The following is a 10478-nucleotide window of genomic DNA, read 5'->3' as shown; positions in this document are numbered from 1 at the left end:
CGTCCAAGGGCATATCGATACCATCGGTGTGATCCGCTCCATCACCGACAACGGCAACAGCTACGACGTGATCGTCGATGTGGATAGTGAATTTATCCCTCTCATCCCACCCAAAGGTTCTATCACGATTGATGGGATCAGCCTCACCGTAAACGAAGTGATGGGAGGTGCTTTCCGCCTCACCATCATCCCGATCACCATGCGCGAAACGCTATTTGGCACTTATAAAAAAGGGACGCGGGTCAACATCGAAACCGATGTATTCGCCCGCTATATGCGCCATATTCTCACCTCATCGGCTAAAAAAGATCTCAGCTGGAATGATATTGACCATATCAGCGCGTTGTACTAACCATGAAAACGATTCAATGGATTATGATGGGGGCGTTTATTGCGGGGCTTGGGCTCTCTGTGTGGAAGCTCTACTATTTTTTCCCGACAAAACGGCTTGCCGATGATGACACGACTCCCGAATCGGTCGAACTCTTGGAGCGGATTATGGTCGAGTGTAACAGTGCCCACCCGAATCTCGATGAAGAGTCACTATTTCAACTGATGTGTGAACACCGCGAGTTTGATCCGAAACACTTTTGGCGTTTTAATGAAAATCGCCTCCGCCACCTCATCGCACACTATCGCCTCAAAGAGCCAGATTTTCGTCTTTAAGGCTTTGAGCATTCGGATTACAAGCGATTTTGTGCGCCATATCAACTTTCTCATATCCCTCTAAAGTACGCCGCGATGCAATCGTCGCATTCCGGTACCCCTCGCCCGTATTGAGATAAACATTAAAACCGTTTTCATAAAGCGCCAACCGAGTGGAGAGCGCCGTCGAGTAGGTTGTAACGATCCCCTCCTCTCCCATCAGCCGCGCCACATCGCCAAAATACTCTTGTGTCCAGAGGATCGGATTCGTTTGCGGACTAAATGCATCCTGATAGCACACATCCCATTCCCCCTCCAACTCTCTCATCGCAACACGCGCATCCATAATATCGACGGTAATCACCGTCCGCTCATCCTCATAGCCGCCGAGGGTTGCAATATCGGTGATGATATTTCGGTACGATTCAAAGATGTCGGGATAGGGGAAATCAACGAGGGAGGCAACGAGATCACCATCAAGTTCAGGGGAATAAATTTCGAGGGTCGTATCGGGGTAATAAGTGTCGCGATAATAAAGGCTCAGGAGGGTATTAAATCCCAATCCAAAACAGATGTCGATGATGCGGAGGTGATCTTTCTCACGGTGCAGGGCAAAAGCGGGTTCGATGTGTTTTTTGAGCGATTCATTGAGAGCACCGTCTTTGGTCGAATGATAGTGTTCATCATACTCACTGCTGTACGCCGTATAACTGCCGTCTTCACTTTGTACCCATTTTTTCATAGTCCATTACCCCACATGTGCATTTTTTTCGCCACTATCACATCACACCCCTCTATCAAATCACGAATCGTATTTGCTGCACGAAATTCCGATTTTTCCAACAAAGCCTCCACCTCCGATGTCTCCATCGCCCCACATTTTTGGACAATGATAACCTCAGCAGAGTTTTCGAGCGATCGATAGACGAGCTGTAACAGTTTCAGCGGAAGGGAATGCAAATGCAAAATGTCCTGAAGAATGATCGTCTCATAATCGCGAGTAGCCGAGCGGATGGGGGAGTTAAAATCTTTGATCGTATCGACTTTAGAAATGATCGGAGATAGGTATTGAGAATGTTCCCCCGGATAGAGGGAGAGATCGAGCGTTGCGTTAAAAGGTTCTAAATGGGTGCAAACCTCATCGATCAATCCGTCAGCATGAGAAGTTGCCACCAGAATCTTCATCTGAGGCGAAGTTTGAAACAGATCACAAAAAGAGATCATACGGATAAATCGTGCAGTTCTCTAAACAAATAGGCTTCAACGATGTCGTCTACCGTGCGCTGAGTGTGCGCGACCAACACCATCATCTGATTGTCGATGAACTCCATTACAGGTTCATAGTTGTTGGTGACGATAACCGCATCGAGCCACCCCTCGATTTCACTGCGGTCGGTGTAGAAATTGATCTCTACAACCCGCCCCTCTTCGACCTCGACGGTTGCCCAATGTGTTGCGGTTAGTATTCCCGTGAGCTCAGATTCCTGGGTATTGTCACCGTCCATCGGCAACAAAAGGAGCATTATTTCTCTACCTTCGTCAAATCAAGCGCTAACGCTTCGTTATCCATGATGTCGATGTCACGGCGGAGCACTTCGGTCGCAATCGCTTTGGCATCCTCCAGAGAGTGCATTTTGTACGTTCCGCATTGATAGACGTTGAGTTCAGGGATGTCGTTTTGACTTTTAACTTCGAGAATATCTTTCATTGACGCTTCCCATGCTTCGGCAACGACCTCTTCGCTCGGTGTTCCGATCACAGACATGTAAAAACCCGTACGGCATCCCATCGGAGAGATGTCGATGATCTCTGTACTCTCTGAGTTGAGATGATCGCGCATAAACCCTGCAAACAGATGCTCCAACGTATGAATCCCCTCAGGAGAGAGTGTTTTTTCATTCGGTTTTACAAAACGTAAATCGAAAACAGTAATGTCATCCCCTTTGGGTGTTTTCATCCCTTTTGCACGGCGAACGGCGGGAGCGGGCATAATGGTGTGATCTACGCAAAAACTGTCGAGTAACGGCATGAAAATCCTTGATTCTTTATATTTAATGGGAGCAATATTAGCATATTTTATCCCCTCATCGCTATAATTTGACCACTAATAGAAGGATCTAACATTATGACAAGCCTCTTTGAGCTTCAGATAGCCACCCAGTATGAAAACGACCCGCTGGGGATGAGAGTCTATACCTCTCAACTCTTGGGTCAAAGCAAAGAACTCGTTCTCCACGGCGGCGGAAACACCTCGGTGAAAATCGACAACACCCTCTACGTCAAGGGGAGCGGCTGGAATCTCGATACCATCGAAAAAGGGGGATTTTCTCCCGTAAATCTCGATGTGCTTTTAGAGATGGCGACACGAGAAAGCCTAAGTGACACCCAAATGGTTGCTGAACAGCGTGCCGCAATGAGCGATCAAAGCTTCCCAAACCCCTCGATCGAAGCGATCCTCCACGCTATCATCCCCTATACATTCGTCGATCACACCCATGCCGATGCCGTCGTCACCCTCACCAATACCCCTAACGGTAAAGCGTTGATTCAAAACCTTTACGGCGAAAGTATGCTCATTATCGATTACGTGATGCCCGGATTTGAACTGGCAAAACATATCTATGAGATTACCCGTAACATCGATTGGGAAAACCTTAGCGGGATGGTTTTGATGCACCACGGCGTTTTCACGTTTGATGATAATGCACAGCGTGCCTATGAGAAGATGATTGAGATCGTCACCGTTGCCGAAGCATATCTTGCCGAGCACGTCACCCTCGCCTGCGGAGACTGCGAGGGTAAAGGGGATAAATCTATCGCAGAAGCGGTGGGAATCGAAGTAGCAAAACTTCGAGGATGCGATCTCTTTCCTTTGTTGATCGACTCGCCCCGCGCTCAGCTCTTTAGCATCCTCCCCAACCTCGAATCGCTCGTTAAACGCGGCGGTTTGACTCCCGAGCACGTGATCCGTATCAAACCGTTCCCTGCCATCATCGCTAACGATAGTGCTGAGGGGATCGCTCAATTCGCAAAAGAGTATAAAAGCTATTTCGATGCCAATGCCTCGAGTGAGCATATCTGTCTTGATCTCGCCCCCCGCTACGCGGTGATCAAAGGGCTCGGAATCGTCGTACTGGGAAAAGATGAAAAAGAATCCCGCATCATCGGCGAGATCGTCAAGCACACGATTACCGCGATCCTCTCTGCCGAACAGCTCGGGGGATGGGGTTCGCTCACACTCGCTCAGATGTTCGAAATGGAATACTGGGAATTAGAGCAAGCTAAATTGAAGAAATAAACCACATCGTCATTGCGGACTTCACGTGCCCTTTAGGTTAGATCCGCAATCTTAGATCCTGAATCAAGTTCAGGATGACAGAAAATCAAAAATAAGGAAAAAAATGAAAATTACGAAGAAAGTGACCTTTATCGCCAAAGAAGAGCATATCGCAACGGTCAAAAAACTTTTAGAAGATATGGTTGCCCCATCGCTGAAAGAGCCGGGATGTCTGTTTTACTACATCTTCCAATCCCAAAACAATCCGCGTAAATTCTTCGCCGTTGAGTCGTGGGCAGATGAGGAGTCGTTAGAGGGGCACAAACACACGGAGCACTACGCGTACTACAAATCGCATTATGAACCGTTTGTGGATGATAAATATACGGAAGAGTTAGACCTTCTCGACGAGAAAGCTTACGGTTTCTAAATTCCGGGCGCCTTCCACATCGGCTCCAATGTCCCCTCACGGACTAATTCCATATGTTTAGAGTAGACTTTGAGCCACTTCTCTTTAATCTCACCATACTGCGCGTGATTGACCATGTTCGGCTCATACGTCCGCTCGATTTTGACGATATTTCTCCCCGCCTCTTCAAAACTTTTATAGACCCCTGCACCGATCCCGCATGCCATCGCTACACCCAGTGCTGTCGCCTCTTTAACGATCGGAACACGCACTTCTATTCCCGTGACATCGGCCAATATCTGCGACCATAATGTTCCGTTAGCCGCCCCGCTCGCAAACGTAATGGAGCTTGGCGATACGCCGCTAAAGCTTTTGATGTTTTCCAGATTGATCGCACTGACGATGCACGCGTTCTCTTCGAGAGATCGAAACATCGATGCGACGTTGTATTTGGACTCATCCAGCCCCAGTCCGATAAAAGACGGAGAGGCGTGTATCCACTCGCCGTAGTTCATCCGATCACTGAATATCGGGGTTATGCCGTACGAGCCAAGAGGAACATGTGAAGCCATTGCTTCAAGCTCTGCATAACTTTTCCCGCACCCAAAGGTATTGCGAAACCACCGCATCACCAGCCCCGTAAAAAAGGTGATCCCCTCCGCCTGAGACATACCGCGTACGACGTGCGGATTGACCCGTAACAGCATCTCATTTGAAAGTACAGCAGTACTTGGGATATTAACGACTTGTTGCCAAAAGCTCCCGCCGAGTACCACCGCATCACCGAGTGAAGATGCTCCCAGACCTGCCGTACCGATCTGCACGTCACCGCCACCCATAACGACGAGGGTTTCCCTACTTAATCCCGTCTCACGTGAAGCTTCTGCGCTGATATGACCCAAATCCTCTCCACTCTCTCGTATCGGGACAAACATATCTTTGAGTCCACATTGTACAAATTCTTGTTTATTCCAATCTCGACGTTGGAGGCTAAATGCTCCCGCCGTCCCCGCGTTGGATGGTTCAGAGGCTAACTCACCGCTGAGTTTGAACAGTATCCAGTCGCTGATCATCGTAAAATAGCGGGCTTTTTCATAAAGAGATGGACGATTGTTTTTCAGCCATAGCAGACGCGGTGCGGCAGAGAGGGCAAAGGTTTGCCCGCTGATCGCGTAACTCTCTGATTCCAATGAGGGAAATGTTTTTTTGAGATAGGAGACTTCCTCGCCTGAGCGTCCATCGACATTGGCTACGCCCCAAATTTCTCTTTTTTCACTGTCATAGACAACGATCCCCTCACGCATACTCGATGCCGATACCGCCGCAATCTCTAAAGCACTGATATTTGCAGTTGAGATCGATTCGCGGATACACCTTTTGGCAAGTTCCCATCCACGCACAAAATCGAATCCCATCGACCCAGCAACGCCCGCTTCGGCGATATGTTCCCACTCGTATTGGGCAATAGCTACTTGGTTTCCGAGGGTATCAAAGATGATGGATCGGATACTCCCCGTCCCCGCATCGATGACGAGAAAATAACGGTTCAACGCAACTCTTTCATATTTAAGAAGAGTTCCATCGGGAGACGTTTTTCGATCGTCCCTTCGATTGGGCGAATTTCGACATTACAAATCGTCTCTTTGAGTTCTTCGGCAAGTTTTAGAAGCTCTTCTTTGCTTTCGCGCTTTGCGATGCCGCGTGCGGAACATCCTGAATTGTTTAAATGGTTATAGGTCATTCTGTACATAAGATTATCCAATAGTTTTAAGTACTAGGATAAAGCAAAGAGAGTTCCATAAAATAAAAAGTGATAGGAGAGAAAAGAGGGGGGAGAGGGGTGTCGTTAGACACTTGCCTCTTCGCGACGTTGGAGATAATCCCATTTTGCGTCGATACGTTTTTGCCACTCATCGATAAGGTACTCATTTTGCTTGGTGAAAAGGTGTTTGAAACGCCCTTGAGCACCGAGATAATCACGTACCGGAACAATATTTTTCGGACGATACGTAATGTTAAGCTGTGTTCCGTCGATAATCTCATACAATGGGAAAACCAATGAATCGGTTGCCAAATCAGAGATATGAATCGTATCTTCAGGGGCAAATTTCCACTCAGTGGTACATGCTGACATCGCATTGATATAAACAGGGCCCTCTGCGGCAAACCCTTTTTGGATTTTAGCGACCATGTCTTTCCATTTGTTCGGAGCGACTTGTGCTACGTATGGAGCACCGTGTGCCGCCATAATCGCCATCATATCTTTTTTATTTTTCTTCTCACCGTAGCTGATACGTCCCGCAGGAGTCGTTGTTGCCGATGCACCGATCGGTGTTGAAGAAGAGCGTTGTCCACCGGTGTTTGCATAGACTTCGTTATCCAAACAAACGTACATCATGTTGTGTCCGCGTTCAAAACATCCTGAAATCCATTGGAATCCTATGTCGTATGTTGCACCGTCTCCGCCGAATGCGACGAATTTAGGGGTACGATCCGGTTGTTTCAAACGCCCTTTGGTTTTAAGCGCTTTGTACATCGCCTCAGCTCCCGCTACCGCAGAAGAACCGTTTTCAAATCCGATGTGAATCCATGAAGCATCCCATGAAGTATACGGATAAACCGCCGTACATACTTCCAAACAGCCTGTTGATGCTGCAAGGATCAAATCGTCATTCGTTGCGTTCAAGACTTCACGAACGATAATCGAGTGGGCACAGCCCGGACAAAGAAGATTAGCCCCTTCAAAACGGTCTGCCGATGTGGAGAACTCTTTGAGGTTTTTAATTTTTTTCATTTCTGACATAGGGGCTCCTTAGAAAAAAGAGAGTTTCGGTCCACGAAGACCGATGTACTGTTGCAATGGAGTTGTCGGTTTTGCCGCATCCGCATTGGCTTTAAGATCCGTAAAGATACTCACTAAATGGGCTTTGGTCAAGTCACGTCCACCCAATCCGTAGATGTAGTTGGTCAATACCGCTTTAGCATCGGTATTAAACAATGAACCTGATAGTTCATTGAACAATGCACCCATCGCACCGTGCGGGCTTGAACGATCCAATGCCGCGATCGCTTTGACATCTTTCAATGCCGCTGCGATTTGCTCTAGTGGCCACGGACGGAAAACACGGATACCGACGACACCCGCTTTAATTCCATGTTGAGAGCGCATCTCTTCTGCCACTTCACGCGCCGTTTCAACCGATGTACCCATACAGACAACCGCTACTTCCGCATCGTCCATATTGTAACACTCAACAAGGTTGTATTTGCGACCGCTGAGTTTTTCAAAATCATCAAACGCCGCTTGGATTTTCGGCAATACGGCTGTCATAAGTGCGTGTTGTTGACGCGCTTTGTGTTCGAAATGCCAATCTTCTTCCGTTTGAACCCCGTGAGTTACCGGATGATCCAAATCGAGCATATCGTTCATCGGTTTATATTCGCCGACAAAGTTAAATGCCACTTCATCGCTCAGGGTGTGTACCCCTTGTGCGGTGTGTGAGGTCATAAATCCGTCTTGGTTGACGATTGCCGGCAAACGGACTTCATGGTCTTCAGAGACTCTGAAAGCGATAAAGTTCAAATCGTATGCCTCTTGCGGGCAGTATGCACCCAATTGGATCCAACCGCTGTCACGCCCCATATACATATCGGAGTGGTCTCCGTTAACGTTGAGCGGTGCACCGATAGCACGGTTTACAAGATTCAAAACGATCGGTAAGCGCATACCTGATGCTGAGTACAATGTCTCCAACATCAACGCAAACCCTTGTGAACTGGTAGCCGTTGCAACACGTCCGCCTGCGGCAGCCGCACCGATACAACATGACATTGCACCGTGTTCAGATTCGGTCATAACGAATTCGCCGTCAACATAACCGTTTGCTTTAAACCCTGCGTAATTTTCTACGATAGGGGTCGATGGGGTAATCGGATATGCCGCAACAACATCCACTTGCACTTGGCGAAGTGCATTGCTTGCCGCCATATTCCCGTCCCATACCTCGATATCGCGTAGTTCGATTGTATCAGCCATTAGTCTTCCTTCACTTCAGCATCAGCTTTTTTCTCTTTTTTTGGCCACTCTGCGAGTGCCGCTTCTTCATCTTTTTGTTCCGGGAACATCAAAAGAGATTTCGGATTTGTCGGACATACTTGAACACAAATTCCGCACCCTTTACAGTGGTCAAAATCGATTCCGACCATTTTTTTGTCGCGTGAAATAATCGACAAATCGGGGCAGTAAACCCAACAAAACTGACAGTCAATGCAGTAGTCTTTGTTGAATAACGGCTTTTCAATACGCCAGTCAGCTACACTTGCCGTAAATGAGCTTGATTGTGAGTAAGGGCGGTTTTCAGGAAGTGTCGTTGCAATATCGCTTACAGCTCCCTCAAACGTACGGAGCATGGCACCGATTTCGAACTCATCCCATCCTTTTTTTTCCATCATGTGCTCCTTATTTCACTTCATCATACGCGCGTTGAATCGCGATCATGTTGGCATCGATAATTTTTTGAGGAAGTTTTTTAAGAACTTTAATCATACTCTCTTTGAAAAACTCAATGTCATACATACCCGATATTTTCATCAATGCACCGAGCATCGGCGTATTCGGGATCGCTTTACCGATCGTTTCTTGGGCTATTTTAATACAGTCTACGGTGTAAACTTTTTTCCCTGCAAGTTTCGGCTGAGAAGCGATTAGCTCTTCCGTACTCATGTGGGTTGTAACGATATAAATAGTATTATCTTTTTCGTTTGCCGTAATATCAGCAACATATACCAATGCCGGGTCAATAACTAAAACATAGTCAGGACTCATAAATTTCTCGTGGTTCATAACCACTTTATCGTCGACGCGATTATACGCTGTCATTGCCGCTCCGCGCTTTGCGGAACCGTAAAATGCAAATGCCTGTACATGCTTACCGGTGGTTGATACAACGTCAGCAAGACCTTTTGCACCGGTTACAGCACCTTGTCCGGCTCGACTATGCCATCGAATCTCTAGCATGAATTCTCCCTCTGACTTAAGTTTAAGTTGAATTTTATCAATACGTGTATTCTATGAAAGTTGCTCTTAAATGTAGCTTTTCACTATTTTAGACTCAACAATCCAAAGCTAAAATGTTACTTTCAGCCCCTCTGAGCGATAAATTTAACCGCTTCCAGCGCCGTGGGTTTTATAATATCCGTTAATGTTAGCAATTGTTCTTCTTTATCATACCCGCTGGTCACAGCGACACACTCTATCCCAGCCCGTTTCGATGACTCGACATCAAGACGCGTATCGCCGATCATCCATACCGATGAAATAGCTCCGCCCATTTGTTCCAATGCTGTTAAAATCGGCTCGGGGTGAGGCTTGTGATGCGTAACGTGCTCACTCCCTATCAACACCTCAAAATACCCCATCATCCCGAAGTGTTCCATCAGTTCACGCGAATAGAGCCCCGTTTTGGTCGTTACGATCCCCAAACGGGCGAACGATGCCGCTTCACGAACCGCCTCAATAGCATTCGGTAATAGGATCGTTTTTTGACGCGAAATTTCACGATAGTAGAGTTTATAGGTCGCCACATGCGACGCAACAGCGTGTGATTCTACGCCTACCCCCTCAAACATCGTCTCCAACGTATGCCCGATTTGCGAGGTTATCATCGTATCGCTCACCGATATTTTAGCCCCATGGGCACGAAGCGAGTGGTGAAAACTCTCTAAAATAGCCTCCGTTGAATCTATAAGGGTTCCGTCCAAATCAAACAAAATAATAGGCTTCACTATTGTTTCTCCCAATCGATGTAATCTTCCCAAATGCCATTGATCGTCGGCTTGATCCCTTTAACCCGACGGTTATAGACATTGATCTCGTTAGGGATAACCAAAAAGAGATACGGATTATCTCCCGCAATTTGAGCAAAAATTTGACGCTGCAATGCGGCTATTTTTTCGGGATCGGTAGAGCGTTCCATCTCCTCGATCAGTTTATCGGTACGCTGCGAATGGTATCCGACTAGATTAAATCCCCCCGCCACATCGCTATCACTGTGCCAAAGGGCGTACGGATCGGGGGTTAGAGACAACGACCACCCCAGCAATACGGTATCGAATTTGCGCGGAGATACCACCGTGTTTAAAAATGCC

Annotated in this window: 14 protein-coding genes and 2 pseudogenes; 4 read left to right on the top strand and 12 right to left on the bottom strand. The window is 47.3% G+C overall.

Translation table 11 applies throughout. From position 1 onward, the window contains the following. Together VFW36_RS04145 and VFW36_RS04140 are read left to right on the top strand one after the other, a co-directional pair. A pseudogene (locus VFW36_RS04145) lies at positions 1–352 on the top strand (riboflavin synthase); the annotation flags it as partial. A 2-nt stretch (positions 353–354) separates the two neighbouring features. Next, positions 355–666: a hypothetical protein gene (locus VFW36_RS04140; RefSeq protein ID WP_329657546.1), complete on the top strand. Its 312-nt coding sequence runs from the start codon at positions 355–357 to the stop codon at positions 664–666. Here the strand turns inward: VFW36_RS04140 and VFW36_RS04135 are convergent. Genes VFW36_RS04135 through luxS form a run of 4 tightly spaced genes read right to left on the bottom strand, consistent with a single transcriptional unit; the run spans position 641 to position 2674 of the window. Further along, a complete protein-coding gene (locus VFW36_RS04135) occupies positions 641–1387 on the bottom strand; it encodes a tRNA (5-methylaminomethyl-2-thiouridine)(34)-methyltransferase MnmD (RefSeq protein WP_329657545.1) in 747 nt (248 codons plus the stop codon). The genes VFW36_RS04140 and VFW36_RS04135 overlap by 26 nt on opposite strands. Beyond that, positions 1384–1818, bottom strand: a complete 435-nt coding sequence (locus VFW36_RS04130; protein WP_329657544.1) for a hypothetical protein — start codon at positions 1816–1818, stop codon at positions 1384–1386. The genes VFW36_RS04135 and VFW36_RS04130 overlap by 4 nt, the downstream gene beginning before the upstream one ends. Before the next feature lie 47 nt (positions 1819–1865). After that, a complete protein-coding gene (locus VFW36_RS04125; protein WP_329657543.1) occupies positions 1866–2168 on the bottom strand; it encodes a hypothetical protein in 303 nt (100 codons plus the stop codon). Further along, on the bottom strand, positions 2168–2674 hold the full coding sequence (gene luxS / locus VFW36_RS04120) for an S-ribosylhomocysteine lyase (protein WP_329657542.1): 507 nt from the start codon (positions 2672–2674) through the stop codon (positions 2168–2170). Before luxS ends, VFW36_RS04125 begins: the two co-directional genes overlap by 1 nt. A 96-nt stretch (positions 2675–2770) precedes the next feature. Here luxS and VFW36_RS04115 point away from each other — a divergent pair, with 96 nt between their 5' ends. Both VFW36_RS04115 and VFW36_RS04110 read left to right on the top strand, forming a co-directional pair. Beyond that, complete coding sequence (locus VFW36_RS04115; RefSeq protein WP_329657541.1) at positions 2771–3943, top strand: class II aldolase/adducin family protein; 1173 nt, start codon at positions 2771–2773, stop codon at positions 3941–3943. A gap of 103 nt (positions 3944–4046) precedes the next feature. Further along, entirely contained in the window at positions 4047–4352 is a 306-nt protein-coding gene (locus VFW36_RS04110; protein WP_294915921.1) for a putative quinol monooxygenase, read from the top strand. Here VFW36_RS04110 and lsrK read toward each other — a convergent pair. From lsrK to VFW36_RS04070, 8 genes and pseudogenes are all read right to left on the bottom strand, one after another. Then, positions 4349–5881, bottom strand: a complete 1533-nt coding sequence (gene lsrK / locus VFW36_RS04105; RefSeq protein WP_329657540.1) for an autoinducer-2 kinase — start codon at positions 5879–5881, stop codon at positions 4349–4351. The two genes, VFW36_RS04110 and lsrK, sit on opposite strands and share 4 nt — an antisense overlap. Continuing rightward, positions 5878–6081 (bottom strand): hypothetical protein, encoded by a 204-nt coding sequence (locus tag VFW36_RS04100; RefSeq protein ID WP_329657539.1) that lies wholly within the window; start codon positions 6079–6081, stop codon positions 5878–5880. The genes lsrK and VFW36_RS04100 overlap by 4 nt, the downstream gene beginning before the upstream one ends. A 96-nt stretch (positions 6082–6177) precedes the next feature. Continuing rightward, a complete protein-coding gene (locus VFW36_RS04095; RefSeq protein WP_329657538.1) occupies positions 6178–7134 on the bottom strand; it encodes a thiamine pyrophosphate-dependent enzyme in 957 nt (318 codons plus the stop codon). Between the two features lie 9 nt (positions 7135–7143). Beyond that, positions 7144–8367, bottom strand: coding sequence for a 2-oxoacid:ferredoxin oxidoreductase subunit alpha (locus VFW36_RS04090; protein ID WP_329657537.1), 1224 nt, complete (start codon positions 8365–8367; stop codon positions 7144–7146). Beyond that, positions 8367–8780 (bottom strand): 4Fe-4S dicluster-binding protein, encoded by a 414-nt coding sequence (locus VFW36_RS04085; protein ID WP_329657547.1) that lies wholly within the window; start codon positions 8778–8780, stop codon positions 8367–8369. The genes VFW36_RS04090 and VFW36_RS04085 overlap by 1 nt, the downstream gene beginning before the upstream one ends. A 10-nt stretch (positions 8781–8790) precedes the next feature. After that, a complete protein-coding gene (locus VFW36_RS04080; protein WP_329657536.1) occupies positions 8791–9348 on the bottom strand; it encodes a pyruvate flavodoxin oxidoreductase subunit gamma in 558 nt (185 codons plus the stop codon). Between the two features lie 122 nt (positions 9349–9470). After that, positions 9471–10115 (bottom strand): HAD family hydrolase, encoded by a 645-nt coding sequence (locus VFW36_RS04075; protein WP_329657535.1) that lies wholly within the window; start codon positions 10113–10115, stop codon positions 9471–9473. Beyond that, a pseudogene (locus VFW36_RS04070) lies at positions 10115–10478 on the bottom strand (peptide ABC transporter substrate-binding protein); the annotation flags it as partial. The gene VFW36_RS04075 and the pseudogene VFW36_RS04070, both read right to left, overlap by 1 nt.

The organism is Sulfuricurvum sp., from assembly GCF_036279695.1.
Taxonomy (GTDB): domain Bacteria; phylum Campylobacterota; class Campylobacteria; order Campylobacterales; family Sulfurimonadaceae; genus Sulfuricurvum.
This window is presented reverse-complemented; position numbering and strand designations above follow the sequence as displayed.